The organism is Arthrobacter sp. Marseille-P9274 (assembly GCF_946892675.1).
Taxonomy (GTDB): Bacteria; Actinomycetota; Actinomycetes; order Actinomycetales; family Micrococcaceae; genus Crystallibacter.
In genome coordinates this window covers 546,284-565,437 of record NZ_CAMPOV010000003.1, presented here as the reverse complement: position 1 = coordinate 565,437, position 19,154 = coordinate 546,284, and the positions used below count along the sequence as shown (strand labels likewise).

Here is a 19,154-nt window from a genome sequence, read left to right as displayed (position 1 = left end):
GCCATGGGACGCTACGTCGCGCAACGGATCGGGCAGGCGCTGCTTGTCATCTGGCTGGCCTACACCGTCATCTTCCTCGCCGTGCAACTGCTGCCCAGCGACCCGGTGACGATCTTCCTGAGCACGGACTCTGCCGTGGAACAGGCCACCATCGACAACATGAAGCGCCAGTACGGCTATGACCAGCCGCTGCTGGTGCAATACTTCGCCCAGCTGGGCGGCCTGCTGACCGGCGACGTCGGCTACTCCCTGGCATCGGGGGAGCCGGTGGCCCTGCGCATTGGCGGGGTCGTCGGTTCCACCATCGCGCTGGCCGTGTCCGCCTTCGCCACCGCCGTGGTGCTTGCCTTGGCGGTCGTGACAGTTGCCACTCTGACCCGTTCGGCACTGCTGCGGAAGATCGTGCTGAACCTGCCGCCGCTCTTCGCCGCCGTGCCCGTGTTCTGGCTCGGGCTCGTGCTGCTGGAGCTGCTGTCCATCCGCTGGGGCGTAATGTCCCTGTTCCCGGACGGGTCCTTCCTGTCCCTGGCTGTGCCGGTGTTCGTGCTCGGGGTACATGTCTCGGCCCCGATCGCCCAGGTGCTGCTCAAGAGCATCGATACCGTCTACAACCAGCCGTTTATCGACGTGCTGCGGGCCAAGGGGGCCTCGGCTTCCTGGATCTTCTTCCGCCACTCGCTGAAGAATGCGGGCGGGCCGGCGATGACCATCACTGGCATCACTGTCGGCACCCTGCTGGCCGGCTCCGTCATCACCGAGACGGTGTTCGCGCGCTCCGGCCTCGGCGCCGTGGTGCTGCAGGCGGTTACTACCCAGGATGTGCCGCTGGTGCAGGGACTGGTGCTGTTGACGGCCACCGTGTTTGTCGCCGTCAACCTCGTTGTGGACCTGCTCTACCCGCTGCTTGATCCGCGCATCCTCAAGTCCAACGGCCAGGGCTCTCCGCGGGCCCTGGCCGTCTGACCCGAAGCGAGCCCGTCATGACTCTGCACCTTGAAAACCCTGCTGGGGCATCCTCCGCACAGATCACGACTGCGCCGGCGCCCGCCCGCCGTCGTCCCTCGGCCCGGACCGGGCTGTGGCTGACCGCCCTGCCGCTGATCCTGGTGCTCGGCTGGGCACTGTTTCCCGGCCTGTTCACTACGGCCGACCCGATCGCCGGAGTGGGCGCGGAGAAGTTCCTGGCGCCCAGCGCACAGCATTGGTTCGGCACGGACCACCTCGGGCGGGATATCTACGCCCGGGTCGTCCACGGGACTTCGCAGACCCTGCTCACAGCCGGACTCGCCGTGCTGATCGGACTGGTCGCCGGAACGGTCATCGGCCTCGTCGCCGCGACCGCCGGGCGTGCCGCCGACGCGGCGACCATGCGCCTTGTCGACGTCTTGCTGGCCGTCCCGGGCTTCCTGATTTCGCTGATCATCGTCACGGCATTCGAACCGGGCCCGGTCTCGCTGGGGGTCGGCGTGGGGATTGCCTCCATCGCCTCTTTCGCCCGGGTAGTCCGCTCCGAAGTGCTGCGGGTGCGCAACCTGGACTTCGTCGAGGCCGCCTTCCTCAGCGGCGGCACCTACCGGTCCGTGGTCCTGCGTCACATCCTGCCCAACGCCACCGGGCCGGTCCTGTCGCTGCTGGCCGTGGACCTGGGCGCCGCCATCCTGGCGATCTCCGGGCTCGGCTTTCTCGGCTTCGGGGCCCCGCCGCCGACACCTGAGTGGGGTCTGCTGATTTCCGAAGGCCGCCAGTACCTGGGCAGTGCATGGTGGATGACCAGCCTGCCCGGCCTGGTCATCGTTGCCGCTGTCGTGCTGCTGGCCGGGTTCGGCCGCCAACTGCTGAAGATCTTCAGGTTCTAGGAGGACCCGTGAGCGTAATCAATGCCGACCCCGCCGCGCCGCCGGCCCAGCCGCAGACCGCCCCCTTGCTGGCCATCAGCGGGCTGAAGGTCGAATACCAGTCGGGGACCGCCGCCGTCGACGGAGTGGACCTTGCCCTGCGGGCAGGGGAAATCGTTGCGCTGGTCGGTGAATCCGGCTCCGGCAAGACCACTCTGGCCCGCTCTGTCCTCGGCCTGCTGCCGGCGACGGCCCGGATCAGAGGGAGCATCGACTTCGACGGCACCGACTTGGCGTCCCTGTCCGAGAAGGAGTTCCGGCGGATCCGCGGGCGGCGCATCGGCCTGGTCCCGCAGGATCCAGGCACTTCCCTGGACCCGGTCAGGACCATAGGCTCGCAGGTGGCCGAGGTGTTCCGGTTGCACCGCGACGGGCGGCGCCGCAGCCGCAGCGAACTCCGCGCCGAGGTGATCCGCCTGCTCACCTTGGTCGGCATCGACCGGCCGGAGGAAAGGCTGCGGCAGTACCCGCATGAACTTTCCGGCGGACTCAAGCAGCGCGTGCTTATCGCCATCGCCTTCAGCCTGCAACCCCAGGTGCTGATCGCCGACGAGCCCACCTCCGCGTTGGACGTCACAGTCCAGCGCACCGTGCTTGAAGTCTTCGACCGCCTGGCCAAGGAATATGGCACCGCGGTCATCTTCGTCACCCACGATCTGGCCGTGGCCACCGACCACGCGGACCGTATCGTCGTGATGCGGGCCGGGACCGTCCGTGAAGACCGGGGCGTGGAGCGGATCCTGAACCGGCCGGAGGACGAGTACACCGTCAGGCTGCTCGAGGAGGCTGCCCCGGGACGGGCCGCATCCCCGGCAGCCGCTGCCACAGAATCCGTTGGCGGTCCCTTCGCTTTGGAGGCGCGAGGGCTGGTCAAAGTCTTCGAACGCGGCGGCGCCCATCGGGCTGTGGACGCTGTCTCCTTCGGCGTTCGTCCGGGCACTACGTTCTCGCTGGTGGGTGAGTCCGGCTCCGGGAAGTCGACCACCGCCCGCATGCTCATGCGGTTGCTCGATCCGACAGAAGGTTCGGTCCTGGTGCATGGTCGGGACATGACCGGTCTGGACGGGCGTGGCAAGCGCGAGCTGTGGCGGACGCTGCAGTTGGTCTACCAGAATCCCGACTCTGCCCTGGATCCGAGGCTGCGCATCCGCGACATCATCAGCGAGCCCATGGTGAACTTCGACCTCGGCAGCAGGACGGACCAGCGGGCGCGGGTCGCCGAACTGCTGGAACAGGTCAACCTCCCTGTGCGGGCGGCCTCCGCCCGGCCGATGGAGCTCTCCGGCGGGCAGCGCCAGCGCGTCGCGATCGCCCGTGCCCTGGCCGCCGGAGCCAGGACGCTGGTGCTCGACGAAGCCTTGTCCGCCCTGGACGTGCTGACCCAGGCGCAGATCCTGGCCCTGCTCGAGGAGCTGCAGCGTGAACTCGGGCTGACCTACCTCTTCATCTCGCATGACCTGCACGTCGTGGAACGGATCTCGCACGAAGTCGGAGTCATGCGCCGCGGCCGTCTCGTGGAAACCGGACCAACAGCCCGCATCTTCGGCGACCCGCAGCACGAGTACACCCGCCTGCTGCTCGACTCGAACCCCGGCCACCGGCTGCGGACCCTCGCCGCCTCAACGAATTAAGGACCTTGATGAGCATCACCGCCACAGAACCGAGCACCGCAACAGGGGAGGCCCGCTACGCCGCCCTGGCCGAGCGCTTCCGACCCGTCTTTGACCGCATCGCCGCCGGAACCCTCGAGCGCGAACAGCAGCGCATCCTGCCCTTCGAACAGGTCACCTGGCTGAAGGAGGCCGGCTTCACGATCCTGCGGCTGCCGGCCGAATTCGGCGGCGACCCGGTCAGCCACGAGCACCTGTTTCGGCTGCTCATCGAGCTTTCCGAGGCCGACTCCAATGTCAGCCACCTGCTGCGCTCGCACTTTTCCTTCGTGGAGACCATCGCCCTGCAGCCTCGCGCGTTCCAGGAACGCTGGTTCCCCCGGGTGGCCGCCGGGGAGATCTTCGGCAACGCGGCAACCGAGCGCGGCGGCAACGCCTTGGGCACCACTGCAACGAAGCTCCGCGAGGAGGACGGCCGCTGGCTGCTCAAGGGGGAGAAGTACTACACCACCGGCTCCATCTTCGCCGACTGGGTGGTGGTCATGGCCAGCACCGAGGGCGTCGAGGGCCGCCAGTACGCGCTGGTTAGGACTGATGCCGCAGGCGTGCAGGTCCTCGATGACTGGGACGGCTTCGGCCAGCCGCTGACCGGCACCGGCACGGCCGTGTTCGACGACGTCGAGGTGGCCGCCGAGGACATCATCGCCCGCAAGGTCTCCAGCACGCTGGAATCGGCGTTCTTCCAGCTCTGCCTGCTGGCCGTGCTGGTCGGCATCGGCCGGGCGGCCCTGCGTGACGCCTCTGAGTTGGTTCGGAACCGCACCCGTACCTTCAACACCGGCCAAGGCCAGCTCTTCCGGGAAGATCCCTTGATCCAGGAGCATGTGGGACTCCTCGCGGCCAAGGTCTACGCGGCCGAAGCCGTGGTCAGTTCCGCGGCGCGGGACCTCGACGCGGCGGTCGACCCGCAGCTCGGCCTGGATACTGAGGCGGCCTACCTTCGCGCCGAGCTCGCCGTGCAGAAGGCGCACGTGACGGTGCCGGGCCTGGTGCTCGCTGCCACCGGGGAGCTCTTCGACGTCACCGGCGCCTCCGCGACCAGCCGCGGCAAGTCGCTGGACCGGCATTGGCGTAACGCCCGCACTGTGGCCACCCACAACCCGGTGGCGTTCAAGGCACGCTCCGTCGGTGACTACCACGTCAACGGCACCATCCCCACCGGCCTGAACAGCATCGGCGATGCACCCGCGGGCGACCGGCGCGACGGCGGGGCAGCCTGATGACCAATTCCGCAGAACGCCCAAGGCTGCTGCTCAGCGCCTTCTTGATGAACACGTCCAGCCACATCCTGGGAGGACAGTGGCGCCATCCGGAGGCGCAGCAGCACCGTTTCCACGAGCTGTCGCTCTGGACCGACTTGGCCCGCCAGCTGGAGGACGCCAAGTTTGACGCCATGTTCTTCGCCGACGTCGTCGGACTCTACGGAGACCATGAGGGCGGATGGGCCTCCATGGTGCGCAAGGGCATGCAGATCCCGGCCCACGACCCGCTGGTGCTCTGCTCGGCGCTGGCGGCCTCGACCCGGGACATCGGCCTTGCCATGACCAGCTCAGTCATCCAGTCCGACCCGTTCCAGCTGGCCCGCCAGCTCTCCACCCTGGACCACCTCACGGACGGCAGGGTGGCATGGAACATCGTCACGAGCGTGCTGGAGAATTCGCACCGCAATTTCGGCGCGGATGGGCTGACTGCCCACGATGACCGCTACGACTGGGCCGACGAATACGTCGAAGCAGCCTACAAGCTCTGGGAAGGCTCCTGGGCGGATGACGCGGTGCTCGCCGACAAAGAGCGCGGCATCTACGCAGACCCCGCCAAGGTCAGCAAGATCCACCACCGAGGTGCCCGCTACTCGATCGAAGGGCCGCATCTGGCCACGCCCAGTCCTCAGCGGACCCCGTTCCTGTTCCAGGCCGGCAGCTCTGCGCGCGGCAGGAGCTTTGCCGCGGCCCACGCAGAGGCCACGTTCTTGTTCGCCCCGCACACCGAGTACGTGCGCAAACAGGCCGCCTCCATCCGTGCCCTCGAAGCGGAGTCCGGCCGGGCGCCGGGGGACGTGAAGATCTTCGCCGGACTGTCTTTCGTCGTCGGCAGCACCGAGGCCGAGGTGAAGCGCAAGGAAGCCGAGTACGACGAGTACCTGGACCTGCACGCGATCATCGCCCACATCGGCGGTGGAATCGGGGTGGACCTCGGCGGCCTACCGCTGGACACGCCGCTCGGAGAGCTCTCCACGGAAGGTGCCCGCGGGGTGCTTGAGGCCGCGATTGCATCGGTGCCGGGCGGCAAGCCGACCGTCGGTGACCTGGCCCGTTACCGCGCTAAGGCGCAGCAGATCGCCGGCACACCGGAGCAGATTGTGGACGAGTTGGAACGCTGGCAGGACGCGGGCATCGACGGCGTCAACGTCATGAACCAGATCCTGCCCGGTTCCTACGCGGACTTCATTGATGGCGTGCTGCCCGAGCTGCGCAAGCGTGGGCTGGCGCAGGCCGAGTACCGTCCGGGAACGCTGCGGGAGAAGGTTTTCGGCCGCGGACCCCGCCTGGAATCCACACATCCGGCAGCCCGTTTCCGCGGGGCATTCGAAGCTCACTCGGCTGCTGCCACGGAACGGGTTCCCGCGCACGACGGCAGTCAATCACCGTAACCGTAAGGCCACCATGCGCGGTCGGGCGGGTTACCCGGTGTGACAGGCCGGTTGGCTAAGCGGGGCAGTCTGGGTTGGAATAGACCAGTAACCATCCAGAGCGGCCGAGAGACCCGGCTTGTTGACGCCGCAGCAACCCCCTCGCTAGAGGAAGGTGCTACCGCCGGGACCGATGGAGAAGCCTGATCTCTCGTTGGTCCAGCGGGCCGCTGACGCCCGCTCGGACCAACGCGGGCTCTTCTCTTCGGGAAGGAGCCTGAAATGACATTGCACAGCCCGCAGCGCCACATCCGCTTCAACGCCTTCGACATGAACTGCGTCGGCCACCAGTCGCCCGGCCTGTGGCGGCACCCGGAGGACAAGTCCGCCGACTACAACACCATCGGCTATTGGACCCACCTGGCCAAGGTGCTGGAGAAGGGCCTCTTCGACGGCCTCTTCATCGCCGATGTCCTGGGCACCTACGACGTGTTCGGCGGCTCCAACGAGACCACGCTGCGCGCGGGCACGCAGGTCCCGGTCAACGACCCGTTCCTGCTGGTCTCGGCGATGGCCGCGGTCACGGAGAACCTGGGCTTCGGCGTCACCGCGGGCACGGCCTACGAGCACCCCTACCCGTTCTCCCGCCGCCTGGCCACGCTGGACCACCTGACCAACGGCCGCGTCGGCTGGAACGTCGTCACCGGCTACCTGCCCTCCGCCGCGCGGAACATGGGCCAGGAAGACCAGATGGAGCATGACGAGCGGTACAACCACGCGGACGAGTACCTCGAGGTCATCTACAAGCTGCTGGAAGGATCCTGGGAGGACGACGCCGTCGTCAAGGACCGGGAACGCGGCATCTTCACGGACCCGTCCAAGGTCCACGAGATCGGCCACGAGGGCAAGTACTTCAAGGTGCCCGGCATCGCCATCACGGAGCCGAGCCCGCAGCGCACCCCGGTGATCTTCCAGGCCGGCGCCTCCAAGCGCGGCACCCAGTTCGCCGCCGAGAACGCCGAGGCCGTCTTCGTGACCTGCCCGACTAAGGAAATGCTCGCCGCGTCCGTCAAGAAGATCCGCGACGCCGCCGAGGCCGCCGGCCGCGGCCGCTACGACGTCCGCATCTACGCGATGCAGACCATCGTCACCGGCCCGGACAACGAGACTGCGCAGGCCAAGTTCGAGGAGTACAAGTCCTACGCGGACATCAACGGCGCGCTGGCCCTGATCTCCGGCTGGATGGGCGTGGACCTGTCCACCTATTCGCCGGACGACGTGATCGGCGCGAACGTCAAGTCCAACGCCATCCAGTCCTCCGTGGAGACCTTCCAGAAGGCCTCGGGGGACACCGGCAAGCCGTGGACCATCCGCCAGCTGGCCGAGTGGGTCGGCGTCGGCGGCTTCGGGCCGATCACGGTCGGATCCGGCGCGCAGGTCGCCCAGGACCTGGTCTCCTGGGTCGACGAGACCGACGTCGACGGCTTCAACCTGGCCTACGCCATCACGCCGGGCACCTTCGAGGACATCGTCGAATACGTGGTCCCCGAACTGCAGAAGCTCGGTGCCTATCCCACGGAGTACGCTCCGGGCACGCTGCGCAACAAGCTCTTCGGCCAGGGCGACCGTCTGCCGGAGCAGCACCGGGGCAGCCGCTACCGCATCGGCAGCTCCGTGGCCGCGGTCTAGCGGGGCGCTTCCGGACCGGAATGTAAGGACAACGACGGCGATGCACCACCTTCGCGAAGGTGGTGCATCGCCGTCGGGCTTTACTGTGCGCCTTAGCTGAGGCCGGCTCCCGCCGGTGACCTGCGCAGGCGCAGCATGTCCGGCGTCAGGTCCTTGATGGTGGCGGCGCCCATGAGCAGCATGGTGGTGCGGACCTCGTCGGCGAGGAGCTGGAGCACGCGCTCGACGCCCTCCTGCCCGCCGGCCATCAGTCCATACAGATAGGCGCGGCCGACCAGGACGAAGTCGGCGCCCGCGCAGAGGGCAGCTACCACGTCGGTGCCGCTCATGATGCCGCTGTCGAGGATGATGTCTACGTCGCCGCCGGCTTCCTCGCGGACCTCGGGCAGGGCTTCGAAGGACACCGGGGCCCGGTCCAGCTGGCGGCCGCCGTGGTTCGAGACGATCAGTCCGTCGGCGCCGGCCGCCAGCGACTTCCGGGCATCTTCGCGGGTCAGGACGCCCTTGACCAGCAGCTGGCCGGGCCAGATGGAGCGGATCCACTCGAGATCCTCGAAGGAGAGCGTCGGGTCGAACATCGAATTGATCAGCGTCGGCAGGTCGGCGCTGGTATCGGACAGCGACGCGAACTTCAGCGAGTCCGTGGTCAGGAAGTTGAACCACCACTCGGGCCGGTAGGAGGCGTCCAGCACGGTCTTCAATGTCAGCTTCGGCGGGATGACCATGCCGTTGCGGGTGTCGCGGTGGCGGCGGCCGGCGACCGGCGTGTCCACGGTGACCAGCAGGGTGTCGAAGCCGTTGGCCTGGGCGCGCTGCAGCAGGTCCAGGCTCTTGGCGCGGTCCTTCCACAGGTACAGCTGGAACCAGCGGCGGCCCTCCGGCGCGGCGGCGGCCACCTCCTCGATCGAACGGGTGCCCATGGTGGAGAGCGAGAACGGCACGCCGTACTTGGCGGCGGCCCTCACGCCGGCATCCTCGCCCTCGGCATGCATGAAGCGGGTGAAGCCGGTGGGTGCGATGCCGAACGGCAGCGCGGACGTGCCGCCGGCGATCCTGGCCGTCAGGTCGGCCTCGGCCGTCCCGTGCAGGATGCGCGGCAGCAGCTCGACGGAGTCGAAGGCTGCGCGGGAACGCCGGTAGGTCAGTTCGTCCTGGGCGGCGCCGTCGACGTAGTCGAAGGCCGGCCGCGGCGTGCGCCGCTGGGCGATGCGGCGCAGGTCCCACAGGTCCGCGGCCTTCGCCAGCCGGGGCCCGCGCCCGAGGGCCGGCCGTTCGAACTGCATGAGCGGGCGCAGCTCACTCCATTGCGGAAGCCGGTGCTTCATGGATTCGCCTACTTTCTGTTCGGTGTCGGATCAGCGGGCGGCCGAGGCATTGTTACCGGTACCGCGGGCCAGGACGACGGCGACGATGCTGCACACGCAGCAGGCCGCCACGTACGCCGCGGCCAGCCAGGTGCCGCCGTCCGCGGCCTGGATCAGCGCCGCGGCGATCAGCGGCGAGAGGCCGGCGATGATGGCGCCGTTGGTCTCCCTGGCCAGCGCCACGCCGGAGAACCGCTGCTTGGGCGGGAAGAGGTTGGTCAGGAACGCGCCCTGGGCCCCGGAGCTGGCGCTGACGCTGAACACGTAGCCGATGGCCAGCCCCAGCCCGGCGATCAGGGGGTTGCCGGTGGCCATCATCTCGAAGAGCGGCCAGGCGAACAGGGCTCCGACGATCCCGCCGAACGCGAGCACCCGTCCCGCCCCGTACCGGTCTGCGGCCCAGCCGGCGATCGGGGAGCCGATGATGCAGAAGAGCGAGGCGATGGTCACGACCAGGAGCGCCGTGGGCCGCGGCATGCCGACCGCTTCCGAGGTCATGAAGGTGATCGCGAAGACGGCCATGACGTAGTTGACGGCGTTGTGCCCGGTGATGGACAGGAAGCCGAGGAACACCTGGCGGCGGTTATGGCGCCACAGCTCGCCGAGGGGCACCTTTTTCTCCTGCTTGCCCCGATTGGCGAGGGCCTGCAGGTACTCGGGGGTCTCCTCGAGGCTGGAGCGGATGTACAGGGCGACGAAGAAGAGGACGGCCGACACGAGGAACGGCACGCGCCAGGCCCCGTCAAGGAGGGCCTGGTCGCCGGCCATCGATGCCAGGAAGAAGGCCAGCGTTGCGAGGGCGATGCCGGCCGGAGGCGTGGCGAGGACGAAGGACGTGTATTTGCCGCGCTGCTTCGGCGGCGCGAACTCGGCCACCAGGGTCATGGCGCCCGCCAGTTCTGCGCCCGCGCCGAGGCCCTGGAGCAGGCGGAACAGGACCAGGAGCAGCGGTGCGGCCGCCCCGATGGCGGCGGCGGTGGGCAGCAGCCCGATGCCGACGGTGGCGGCGCCCATCAGCAGGATGGTGAGGACCATAGCAGGCTTGCGCCCGTGCCGGTCGCCGATGTGTCCGATGACGACGCCGCCGAGGGGCCGCGCGATGAAGCCGACGGCGAAGGTGGCGAACGCTGCCATCGCGGCGGCCTCGGGAACCGCATCGGAGAAGAACAGCGGCCCGATCACCAGGCCCGCCGCGGCGCCGTAGAGCGCGTAGTCGTACCACTCGATGATGGTGCCGACGACGGCGGCAGTCAGCGCCCTGCTTGCTCCCTGCGGGAGTCCGGCGGGCGCGGACGGCGGCGCTATTTCCTGCTGCTGCTCCATTGAAGGTCGTTCCACAGGCTCAGTGATACCACAGAAGTATTTCTGAAGTATATTTCTATGAAGGAGCAGCCGCTGAAGGAGGGCATGAATGGGGTCGCTGGCCGATCGTTTGGAGCAGCTCTTGCGGGAGCGGATCCTGCAGGGGGTGCTGGAACCCGGCTCCGTGGTCGTCGAGCCCGAGCTCGCCAAGGAGTTCGGGGTTTCCAAGACGCCCGTGCGCGAGGCGCTGCAGCGGCTCGTGGCCCAGAGCTACGTCACGGTGCTGCCTAAGAAGGGCTATCTCATCCGCACTATGGGGCTGCCGGATGTGCTTGAACTCGTTGAGATGCGCACGGTGCTTGAACCGCATCTCGCTGCCAGGGCCGCCCGCGGCGGCCACGGGCTCGATGCCATGAAGCAGGCGCTGGTCCGGCAGCGGGAGCTGCTCCAATCGGACCCCGAGGCCTCGATCGCCAGCGGCAGGGCATTCCACGAGTCGCTGGCCGCCGAGGCCGGCAACTCGCGGATGCTGGAGGCCTTGCTCCGGTGCATGACCGAGATGGGCCGCGCCTACAACGTGGTTCCCGGGGCCCAGAGCCACCTGCGCAGCGAGGAGGAGGTCTGGGAGCACGAGGCGATTTATGCCGCCGTCGCCGCCGGAGACCCTGAGGGCGCCCGGAAGGCCATGCTGGACCACCTGAAGTCCATCCGCCGGGCGCTGACGTCCCAGTTCAATGACTAGGGCGGCTCGGAACTAAACCCGCGGGGGACCGAACGCCCGCACCGGGCGTCTACATCTTGCCGTAGCGGGCACGCGCCCCCAGGTAGAGGCCGTAGCACATCAGGCCGATGGCAATCAGGATCAGTGCCGCGTCTCCCAAGGGCTGCTCCTTCAGGGCCTTGAGCGCTCCGTCCAGCCCCTTGGCCTCCTCCGGATCCTGGTGGAACGCGGCGACGGCGAACAGGATCCCGAGCACGACGAGGGCGGCACCCTTGCCGATGTAGCCGATGCTCCCCAGCCAGCTGACTGCGATCCGCTGTCCCCCGGGCGGGAGGGTCTTGAGGTCGTCGAAGAACTTCTGCACGACGCCCTTGTAGACGTAGAAGACTCCCGCGGCGGCAATGCCGGCACCGATCAGGAACAGCAGGATAGCGCCGCCGGGGAACTGCAGCAGCCTGGAACTGGCGTCTTGGGAGGACTCGCTGCTGTCGCTGCTGCCCCCGAACGCGAAGACGCCGAAGACGCTGCTGATCGCCGCGAAAACGATGCCCAAGCCAGCGGCCTTGGCCCGCTTGCCCCACTTCTTCCTGTCTTCCAGGTGCCGGTAGCCGAAAGCCGCGTCGGAGAACTGCCACAGCGCCAGCGCGGCGCAGGCGATCATCCCGGCCCAGATCAGCAGCGCTCCACCCGGTTTGGAGGAAAGCTCGCTGACTGCGCCGCCCTGGTCCGCCTCGCCCGAGGCCCCGAGCGCCAGCCGCAGCGCGAGCACGCCGATCAGTAGATGCAGCAACCCGTTGGCCGCCCAGCCGAACCGCGCCACAGTCTCCAAGGTCTTCGATTCGGAGGCTTCCTCCGCCGTGTCCCTGGCCCTGCGGGCCTGCTGCTTCGCCCTGTCCACTCCGCCGCTCACGTGTACCTCCTATAGCACTGTCCGAGGACATGCCGGCACCCGCCCCGCTGCCGCCGTCGTCCTCTAAGTATGCTCCACGTCGGTGACAGGATGGCCGGGGCGGCACGTTTCCACAACCTGCGGGGCCGCCTTTCCGCGGCCTGCGGGCGGCGGTAGGCTGGCCGGGTGGATGGAGCCGGGCTGCGAGCGATTTGCCTGGGCCTGCCGGGCGCGTTCGAGGATTTCCCCTTCGGCCCGGAGGCCTCGGTCTTCAAGGTGCGCGGGCGGCCGGGGCCCGCGAAGATGTTCGCGCTGGCGGACCTCGGGGCCGAGCCGCTGAGCATTAGCCTCAAGTGCGAGCCGGAGCTGGCGCTGCAGCTGCGCGCCGCCCATCCGGAGATCACGGGCGCCTACCACATGAACAAGACGCACTGGAACGGCGTGCTCTGCACCGGCGGCCTGGAGGACGGGATGATCCGGGACATGATCGAGGACTCGTATGACCTGGTGGTCGCCGGGCTGCCGCGGCGGGACCAGGAGGCCCTGGGCTGGGCAGGGCTCAGCAGGGAGGGCTGATGATCGCGCAGGAGACGCTGGACGAGCTGTGGGACTTTACGGACCCGGTGGGATCCGAGCAGCGGATCCGGGCGGCGGACACCAACCGCTTTGCTTTGCGCGCGGACCGGAACGAGCTGTCCACCCAGGTGGCGCGGGCGCTCGGTATGCAGGGCCGGCATGAAGAAGCCCTGCACCTGCTGGAGCTGATCGACGACGGCGGGGAGCCGGTGGTGCTGGTCCGTATCCTCCTGGAACGGGGCCGGGTCCTGCTCGCGGCCGGTCAGGCCGCGGACGCGATGCCGCTCTTCGAGGACGCCGCGCATCTGGCGGCCGAGTCCGGCCTCGACTACCTGGCAGCGGATGCGATGCAGATGGCCGCGGCCACGGATCCCTACGCCGCGGCGGAGTGGGCCGAAACCGGGCTGGCCGTGGTGGATCGGAGCAGGGATCCGCTGGTGCGGCGCTGGGCGCCCGGGTTCCACCTGCTGCTGGCCCGGGCCATGGAGGACCAGGGGGAGGACGAGGCCGCCGCGGAGCAGTTCCGGCTGGCGGGTGAGTCGGGCACCGCGGGCACGGCAGGCGGCGGGAAGACTGCAGTTAGCCGGGACCAGACGGGCACCGCGACGACGGCGGAGGGCCGGAACGCGCCGGACGGCGGAAGGACCCGATGAACGGGCGGAAATCCTACAGCGCCGCGGGGCTGACTTACCCCGACCAAGGGCTGACCCGGCTGGGCCGGGCGCCGGAAGGCTACCGCGTTGCCCGGCATCGGGTGGCCGTCGGCTCGGGCAGGGAGGCCTTCGCCAGGCTGGCGGACGGGATCCTGGCCTGGGACCTCCACAGGGTCGCGGGGCTCCGCGTGGACCGGTCGACGCCGCGGGCGGCCGAGGGAGTGGACGTGGTCTCGCGCTTCGGCGTCGGACCGCTCCGGCTCGCCGCACCCTGCCGGGTGGTTTGGGCCGTGGAGGAACCGGACCGCGCGGGCTTCGGCTACGGCACGCTGCCCGGCCATCCGGCCTCCGGAGAGGAAAGCTTCCTGGCCGTGCTCACACCCGACGGCCGGGTCCATCTTGAGCTGTTCGCGTACAGCCGGCCCTCCAACTGGTTCTACCGGGCCGGCGCCCCCGTCACGGTCGCCGTCCAGAAATTCGTGACGCGGCGCTATCTCGCCGCGGCACGAAAGCTGGCCGCGGGCACATGAAAGGATGAACCGGGAGCACCCACCACTCGGCCGGGCCATGTGGTCCGGCCGGTCACCAGCAACAGGAAGGCAGCCGAAGTGATTTTCATCGTCGTCAAGTTCAAGGTCAAGCCCGAGCACGCGGACCAGTGGCCCGAGCTGAGCCGTGAATTCACCGAAGCAACGCGCGCCGAGCCCGGCAACCTCTGGTTCGACTGGTCCCGCAGCGTCGACGATCCGAACGAATACGTCCTCGTCGAGGCCTTCAAGGACGACGCGGCCGAGGCCCACGTCAGGAGCGGCCACTTCGCGAAGGCCATGGCCGAGCAGCCGCAGTACCTGCAGGAAACCCCGCGCATCATCAGCCGCCAGATCGACGGCGAGGGATGGGACCAGATGGGCGAAATGACCGTCGCCTGACCCTCCGCGCCTGACGAGGCGGGTTGGAGGCGGGCACGCGCGTCAGCCGCCGTACAGCTCGCCGATCAGGGCCCGGGCGATGGACGTCGCCGGATCGCGGCCGTCCGCGGCGGGGGCCAGGTTGGTCCACACCACCAGCGTCAGGTCGTTGCCCGGGTCATAGCCCATGAAGCTGTTGAAGCCCGGCAGCTCGCCGGTGTGGCCGTACAGCTCGCCGAACTTCGCAATGGCGAGGCCGTACTGCGGCGAATCGGGATTGTCCGGATCGACCGGCCGCAGGCTGTCCATCCGGATCTTCTGCATCTCCGTGCCCAGCACGCCGCCCTCCGCCAAGGCCTCGCCCCACACGGCAAGGTCGCCGGCGCTCGAGGTGCCCTGCCCGGCGGCCCAGCACCACGAGCTGCTCGCGTCGGTGACGTCGTTCGGCTCCAGCTCGCCGGCCTCGGCCGCCGCGATCAAGTCCGCCGGAAGCTTGGTGGACGCGATGGTGAGGACGTTGTCCATGAACATGTAGCCCTGCGGATGCGGCGCCGCCAGTGTGGTGGTTTCCGAGGGCGGGAACGCGGAGTCGTCCATGCCCAGCGGACCGAGGATGCGCTCCTGGACGATCTCCTCGAGGGGCTTGTCCTCCAGGTCTTCGGCGATCAGCCCGAGCAGCGCGGTGTTGGTGTTCGAGTAGTGGTAGCCCTCGCCCGGCGGGAAATACGCGGGCAGGGGCAGCGCGATGGCGACCAGCTCCTCGGGCGTCCAGACCCGCTCGGGCGTCTCGTCGAGCGCGAGGTTGAGCTCATAGGATTCCGAGTAGTTGTAGAGGCCGCTGCGCATGTTGAGCAGCTGCTCGACGGTGATCTTCCCGCCGTTGGGGACGTCGTCCCGGAACTTAGAGACCGGGTCCTCCAGCTTCAGCCGCCCTTCTTCGACCAGCTGCAGGATGACCGTTCCCGTCCAGGTCTTGGTGATGGAACCGATCCTGATGTGGTCCTGCACGTCGACCGGATCGGAGTCGTCCAGGCTGCGGTTGCCGTAGGTGAACTCAAGCTGCTGCTCCGGGGTGCGCAGCAGCATCACGGCACCGGGAGTCAGCAGGTCCTCCGCGAGGCTCTCGAATGTCTGCCGGAGCCGTCCCTCATCGACCGTGATCCGGGCAGGAGCGCCGCCGGCCACTGCCGCGGCCTCCTCGGTCGGCCGCGGCGGCTGCGCCGGGCCCGAGGCGGTGCAGCCGACCGCGCCGAGCAGCAGCACGGTCGCCAGGCCGACGGCGGCGACTGACTTTCTCGACGAGTGCCGGGCGGGATTGCGTGTTGCCTTCATGATGAGCTCCGGTTCGTGCCACCCCCGGGATGGCCGGCACGCTCGCGCCGGCAGATAGCGCACAATCTACTCCGTCTGCAGGCCCGGGAAAATCCCCCGAACGGGTGGGGGCGCTGAGGGTCCACGGGTGGTGGAGCGGCAGTTGGGTGTCCGGCGGCCGGATCCGGGCGCCAAGCCTTGACTCTCAGTGTGACGCGGGACACGCTGGGGCGGTTGAAGGATTAGCCGACTAGGAGCCGCCATGTCCGCCGCCCGCCCCATAGCTCCGTCCCGCACCTCGGCCGCGCCCAGCGGGAACCGGCGCACCGCACTGCGTCGCGCCGCCGCCGTCGTACTTTCCCTGCTGCTGGCCGTGCCCGCCCTCCCGGCCGCAGCGGAGCCGAGGGAGACGGGGCAGGCGGCCCGCCCGGGTCCGGAGCAGGCGCAGGCCCGGCAGTCGCTGCGGGCCCCGGTCAGCGACGAGAACTTCTACTTTGTGATGGCGGACCGCTTTGCCAACGGCAATTCCGGGAACGACGACGGCGGGCTGGGTTCCGATCCGCTGGTCTCCGGCTTCGATCCGGCGCGGAAGGGCTTCTACAACGGCGGCGACCTGGCCGGACTGCTGGACCGGCTCGACTACATCCAGGGGCTGGGCACCACCTCCATCTGGCTGACGCCGAGCTTCAAGAACAAGGCCGTGCAGCTGGAGGACGGGCCCTCGGCCGGGTACCACGGCTACTGGATCACGGATTTCACGCAGATCGACCCGCACCTGGGCACCAACGCGGAGCTGAAGCAGCTGATCGACGCGGCACATGAGCGCGGGATGAAGGTCTATTTCGACATCATCACCAACCACACCGCGGACGTGATCGGGTACGAGGAGGGCGCGCGGACGGGCTACGTCTCCAAGGACCGCGAGCCCTACCGGACGGCCGGCGGCGAGATGTTCGACGACCGGGACTATGCCGGCGGCGCGGACTTCCCGGCGCTGGATCCGGCCACGTCCTTCCCCTACACCCCGGTGCTGGAGCCGGGGGAGGAGGACCTCAAGGTTCCCGGGTGGCTGAACGACCCGACGCTGTACCACAACCGGGGCAACACCACCTTCACGGGCGAGGACTCTTACTACGGCGACTTCTTCGGTCTGGACGACCTGTTTACCGAGCATCCGCGCGTGGCGGACGGGATGAAGGAGATCTACCAGGCCTGGATCCGGGACTTCGGCGTGGACGGGTTCCGCATCGACACGATGAAGCACGTGGACGACGCATTCTGGCAGGAATTCGGGCCGGACGTGCTCGAGTACGCGCGGGCGCAGGGCAAGGACGAGTTCTTTATGTTCGGCGAGGTCTTCGACACCACGAAGAGCTTCACCTCCCAGTTCACCACCCGCGACAGCATGCAGGCGGTGCTGGACTTTCCGTTCCAGCAGGCGGCCCGGGACTTCGCCTCGCGCGGCGCGGGCGCGGCCGGGCTGGGGGAGTTCTTCGCCGGCGACGACTGGTACACGGACGCGGATTCCAACGCCTACCAGCTGCCCACGTTCCTGGGGAACCACGACATGGGCCGGATCGGCAGCTTCATCGCGGCGGACAACCCGGGCGCCAGCGACGCGGAACTGCTCAGCCGCGACCGGCTGGCGCACGAGCTGATGTATTTCTCGCGCGGGAACCCGGTGGTGTACTACGGCGACGAGCAGGGCTTCACCGGTCCGGGCGGGGACCAGGACGCGCGGCAGAGCCTGTTCGCCAGCCGGGTGCCGGAGTACCTGGACGACGACCTGATCGGTACCGCGTCCACGCATGCGGCGGACAATTACGACGCCGGCCATCCGCTCTACCGCGCGATCGGCGGCCTTGCGGCGCTCACCCGGGAGCACCCCGCCCTGCGCGACGGGGCGCAGCAGCACCGCTATGCCGCCGAGGGCGTCGGTATCTATGCCTTCTCTCGGATCGACCCGGAGGACCAGCGCGAATACGTGGTTGTGGTGAACAGCGCCGAGACGGAACAGACGGCGCAGGTTCCCACCTACATCCCCAAGCGCCGGTTCGCCCAGCTCTACGGCGGCGAGGGCGCGCTCAAGACGGACAAGGACGGGACACTGACCGTGACCGTCCCGCCGCTTTCGACCGTGGTGTACCAGTCCGCGGGCCGGATTCCGCGCTCGAAGGAGGCCCCCGCCGTCGTGCTCTCCGCCCCGCAGCCCGCCGCGGAGGACAACGGGCGGATGGAAGTCACCGCCGAGGTGGCCGGGCAGTCCTTCTACCAGGTCAGCTTCGAGGCGCGGATCGACGGCGGCGACTGGCAGCCGGCAGGTACCGATGACAACGCGCCGTACCGCGTGTTCCATGATGTGGCCGCGCTCGAGCCCGGGACGCCAGTGGAGTACCGCGCCGTGGTGCTGGACAACGGCGGGCACACCCGGCCGGGCAACGTGGTCTCGGCGGAGGTGCCGCAGCCGAAGCTTTCTATGGTGCTGCCGGCTGAGGGCAGCCAGGTCTCCGGCCAGGTGGAAGTCAGCGCGGTGGCGGCGCCGGAAAAGCCGGGTCATGAGGTCACGCTGGAACGACGGATCGCCGAGGGAGAATGGACCGTGATCGGGACGGACGATTCGTCACCGGCCTACACCGCGTTCGATGACGTGGCGGGGCTGGGCCTGCCGAACGGAACGCAGCTCCAGTACCGGGCGCGGCTGGACGGTTCGGTCAGCGAGGTACGCACCGTGGCCACCGGCGACCGGATCGAGCAGCCGGAGTCGGTGACCGCCGCCGGGAGCTTCAACTCCGAGCTTGGCTGCAGCGAGGACTGGCAGCCGGCCTGCGAGCAGGCGATGCTCACCCTGGAGCAGGACGGGATCTGGCGCCTGACGGCGGACCTGCCGGCCGGCAGCTACGAGTTCAAGGCCGCGCTGAACGGCGGCTGGGACCTGAACTACGGTGCCGGCGGTGCGCGGGAAGGCTCCAACATCGCGCTGGAGCACGACGGCGGTCAGGTCACCTTCAGCTACGACCACCGGACCCACGTCATCACCGCCGGGTAGGCCCTTCCCCGCGGCGGGCGGACGGCGAGGCGCGGCTGGCTTCGGCGAGCCTACGGCGGGCGGGCCGGCTTCAGTCCTGGCCGGCCACCTGCTCCAGCGTGTGGGGCTCGAAGTGCTCGATCGTGTTACGGATCCCCGCCAGCCCCTCGCTGAAGGCCCGCGATTCCCGCCACTCCTTCATCTGCTCGAGGGACTCCCACGGTCCCGTGCTGATGAAGCGGTTGGGGACGTCCTTGTCGCGCATCAGCAGGCCGCGGGCGCCGGGGAACGCCTCCTTGGTCCGCCTGGCCAGGTCCTCCCATGCGCGCATGAAGTCGTCCTCGCGGCCCGGTTTCACGAGCCAGATTCCCATCGAGTACACCGCCATTGCAGAGCCTCCCGTCACAATCGTGAAGATACTCGATTATCTGCCTGCGGTCCCGCGCCGGGAAGGGCCGGAGGCAACCTCATCGAGCCGAACAACCCAGCGAGGAAACGGCTGAGGCCCTTTCCTCGCGGGAA

At 68.8% G+C, this 19,154-nt stretch carries 17 protein-coding genes and 1 riboswitch; of the genes, 12 read left to right on the top strand and 5 right to left on the bottom strand.

Going from position 1 to position 19,154, the window contains the following annotated elements; translation table 11 throughout:
* The first annotated feature begins 3 nt into the window (after positions 1 to 3).
* The 6 genes from OC550_RS19870 (at position 4) to OC550_RS19845 (ending at position 7,883) form a co-directional block, all read left to right on the top strand.
* Entirely contained in the window at positions 4 to 963 is a 960-nt protein-coding gene (locus OC550_RS19870; RefSeq protein ID WP_262107662.1) for an ABC transporter permease, read from the top strand.
* A 17-nt stretch (positions 964 to 980) separates the two neighbouring features.
* Positions 981 to 1,856: an ABC transporter permease gene (locus OC550_RS19865; protein ID WP_262107661.1), complete on the top strand. Its 876-nt coding sequence runs from the start codon at positions 981 to 983 to the stop codon at positions 1,854 to 1,856.
* Positions 1,857 to 1,864: 8 nt separating this feature from the next.
* The gene (locus OC550_RS19860) at positions 1,865 to 3,526 is read left to right on the top strand and encodes an ABC transporter ATP-binding protein (protein WP_262107660.1); all 1,662 of its coding nucleotides are present in this window, start codon (positions 1,865 to 1,867) and stop codon (positions 3,524 to 3,526) included.
* Between the two features lie 8 nt (positions 3,527 to 3,534).
* Complete coding sequence (locus tag OC550_RS19855; protein ID WP_262107659.1) at positions 3,535 to 4,785, top strand: acyl-CoA dehydrogenase family protein; 1,251 nt, start codon at positions 3,535 to 3,537, stop codon at positions 4,783 to 4,785.
* The gene (locus OC550_RS19850) at positions 4,785 to 6,215 is read left to right on the top strand and encodes an NtaA/DmoA family FMN-dependent monooxygenase (RefSeq protein ID WP_262107658.1); all 1,431 of its coding nucleotides are present in this window, start codon (positions 4,785 to 4,787) and stop codon (positions 6,213 to 6,215) included. The genes OC550_RS19855 and OC550_RS19850 overlap by 1 nt, the downstream gene beginning before the upstream one ends.
* 88 nt (positions 6,216 to 6,303) lie before the next feature.
* A riboswitch (SAM riboswitch) is annotated at positions 6,304 to 6,394 on the top strand.
* An 82-nt stretch (positions 6,395 to 6,476) separates the two neighbouring features.
* Positions 6,477 to 7,883 (top strand): LLM class flavin-dependent oxidoreductase, encoded by a 1,407-nt coding sequence (locus OC550_RS19845; RefSeq protein WP_262107657.1) that lies wholly within the window; start codon positions 6,477 to 6,479, stop codon positions 7,881 to 7,883.
* A gap of 92 nt (positions 7,884 to 7,975) precedes the next feature.
* Here OC550_RS19845 and OC550_RS19840 read toward each other — a convergent pair whose 3' ends face one another.
* Complete coding sequence (locus OC550_RS19840; RefSeq protein WP_262107656.1) at positions 7,976 to 9,208, bottom strand: alpha-hydroxy acid oxidase; 1,233 nt, start codon at positions 9,206 to 9,208, stop codon at positions 7,976 to 7,978.
* 30 nt (positions 9,209 to 9,238) lie between these two features.
* A complete protein-coding gene (locus tag OC550_RS19835) occupies positions 9,239 to 10,570 on the bottom strand; it encodes an MFS transporter (RefSeq protein ID WP_262107655.1) in 1,332 nt (443 codons plus the stop codon).
* 88 nt (positions 10,571 to 10,658) lie between these two features.
* Here OC550_RS19835 and OC550_RS19830 point away from each other — a divergent pair, with 88 nt between their 5' ends.
* Complete coding sequence (locus OC550_RS19830) at positions 10,659 to 11,291, top strand: GntR family transcriptional regulator (RefSeq protein ID WP_262107654.1); 633 nt, start codon at positions 10,659 to 10,661, stop codon at positions 11,289 to 11,291.
* Between the two features lie 49 nt (positions 11,292 to 11,340).
* Here the strand turns inward: OC550_RS19830 and OC550_RS19825 are convergent, their stop codons facing one another.
* The gene (locus OC550_RS19825) at positions 11,341 to 12,180 is read right to left on the bottom strand and encodes a DUF1206 domain-containing protein (protein WP_262107653.1); all 840 of its coding nucleotides are present in this window, start codon (positions 12,178 to 12,180) and stop codon (positions 11,341 to 11,343) included.
* A 165-nt stretch (positions 12,181 to 12,345) separates the two neighbouring features.
* Here OC550_RS19825 and OC550_RS19820 point away from each other — a divergent pair, with 165 nt between their 5' ends.
* The 4 genes from OC550_RS19820 to OC550_RS19805 all read left to right on the top strand — a co-directional run bounded on the left by OC550_RS19820 (position 12,346) and on the right by OC550_RS19805 (position 14,317).
* Positions 12,346 to 12,735, top strand: coding sequence for an MmcQ/YjbR family DNA-binding protein (locus OC550_RS19820; RefSeq protein ID WP_262107652.1), 390 nt, complete (start codon positions 12,346 to 12,348; stop codon positions 12,733 to 12,735).
* Complete coding sequence (locus OC550_RS19815) at positions 12,735 to 13,388, top strand: hypothetical protein (RefSeq protein ID WP_262107651.1); 654 nt, start codon at positions 12,735 to 12,737, stop codon at positions 13,386 to 13,388. Before OC550_RS19820 ends, OC550_RS19815 begins: the two co-directional genes overlap by 1 nt.
* Complete coding sequence (locus OC550_RS19810) at positions 13,385 to 13,918, top strand: DUF1990 family protein (RefSeq protein ID WP_262107650.1); 534 nt, start codon at positions 13,385 to 13,387, stop codon at positions 13,916 to 13,918. The genes OC550_RS19815 and OC550_RS19810 overlap by 4 nt, the downstream gene beginning before the upstream one ends.
* A 78-nt stretch (positions 13,919 to 13,996) precedes the next feature.
* Positions 13,997 to 14,317, top strand: coding sequence for a putative quinol monooxygenase (locus tag OC550_RS19805; protein ID WP_262107649.1), 321 nt, complete (start codon positions 13,997 to 13,999; stop codon positions 14,315 to 14,317).
* 42 nt (positions 14,318 to 14,359) lie between these two features.
* Here the strand turns inward: OC550_RS19805 and OC550_RS19800 are convergent, their stop codons facing one another.
* A complete protein-coding gene (locus OC550_RS19800) occupies positions 14,360 to 15,628 on the bottom strand; it encodes a serine hydrolase (protein ID WP_262107648.1) in 1,269 nt (422 codons plus the stop codon).
* A 241-nt stretch (positions 15,629 to 15,869) separates the two neighbouring features.
* On the opposite strand from OC550_RS19800, the gene OC550_RS19795 reads away from it, so the two are divergent.
* Positions 15,870 to 18,653 (top strand): alpha-amylase family glycosyl hydrolase, encoded by a 2,784-nt coding sequence (locus OC550_RS19795; RefSeq protein ID WP_262107647.1) that lies wholly within the window; start codon positions 15,870 to 15,872, stop codon positions 18,651 to 18,653.
* A 70-nt stretch (positions 18,654 to 18,723) separates the two neighbouring features.
* Here the strand turns inward: OC550_RS19795 and OC550_RS19790 are convergent, their stop codons facing one another.
* A complete protein-coding gene (locus OC550_RS19790; protein WP_262107646.1) occupies positions 18,724 to 19,020 on the bottom strand; it encodes an antibiotic biosynthesis monooxygenase in 297 nt (98 codons plus the stop codon).
* Between the last annotated feature and the right edge of the window lie 134 nt (positions 19,021 to 19,154).

Coding starts and splice junctions, on each gene's coding strand:
- OC550_RS19795 (WP_262107647.1), top strand. CDS start 15,870: ATGTCCGCCGCCCGCCCCATAGCTCCGTCCCGCACCTCGGCCGCGCCC.
- OC550_RS19850 (WP_262107658.1), top strand. CDS start 4,785: ATGACCAATTCCGCAGAACGCCCAAGGCTGCTGCTCAGCGCCTTCTTG.
- OC550_RS19810 (WP_262107650.1), top strand. CDS start 13,385: ATGAACGGGCGGAAATCCTACAGCGCCGCGGGGCTGACTTACCCCGAC.
- OC550_RS19855 (WP_262107659.1), top strand. CDS start 3,535: ATGAGCATCACCGCCACAGAACCGAGCACCGCAACAGGGGAGGCCCGC.
- OC550_RS19840 (WP_262107656.1), bottom strand. CDS start 9,208: ATGAAGCACCGGCTTCCGCAATGGAGTGAGCTGCGCCCGCTCATGCAG.
- OC550_RS19815 (WP_262107651.1), top strand. CDS start 12,735: ATGATCGCGCAGGAGACGCTGGACGAGCTGTGGGACTTTACGGACCCG.
- OC550_RS19830 (WP_262107654.1), top strand. CDS start 10,659: ATGGGGTCGCTGGCCGATCGTTTGGAGCAGCTCTTGCGGGAGCGGATC.
- OC550_RS19865 (WP_262107661.1), top strand. CDS start 981: ATGACTCTGCACCTTGAAAACCCTGCTGGGGCATCCTCCGCACAGATC.
- OC550_RS19790 (WP_262107646.1), bottom strand. CDS start 19,020: ATGGCGGTGTACTCGATGGGAATCTGGCTCGTGAAACCGGGCCGCGAG.
- OC550_RS19800 (WP_262107648.1), bottom strand. CDS start 15,628: ATGAAGGCAACACGCAATCCCGCCCGGCACTCGTCGAGAAAGTCAGTC.
- OC550_RS19845 (WP_262107657.1), top strand. CDS start 6,477: ATGACATTGCACAGCCCGCAGCGCCACATCCGCTTCAACGCCTTCGAC.
- OC550_RS19870 (WP_262107662.1), top strand. CDS start 4: ATGGGACGCTACGTCGCGCAACGGATCGGGCAGGCGCTGCTTGTCATC.
- OC550_RS19835 (WP_262107655.1), bottom strand. CDS start 10,570: ATGGAGCAGCAGCAGGAAATAGCGCCGCCGTCCGCGCCCGCCGGACTC.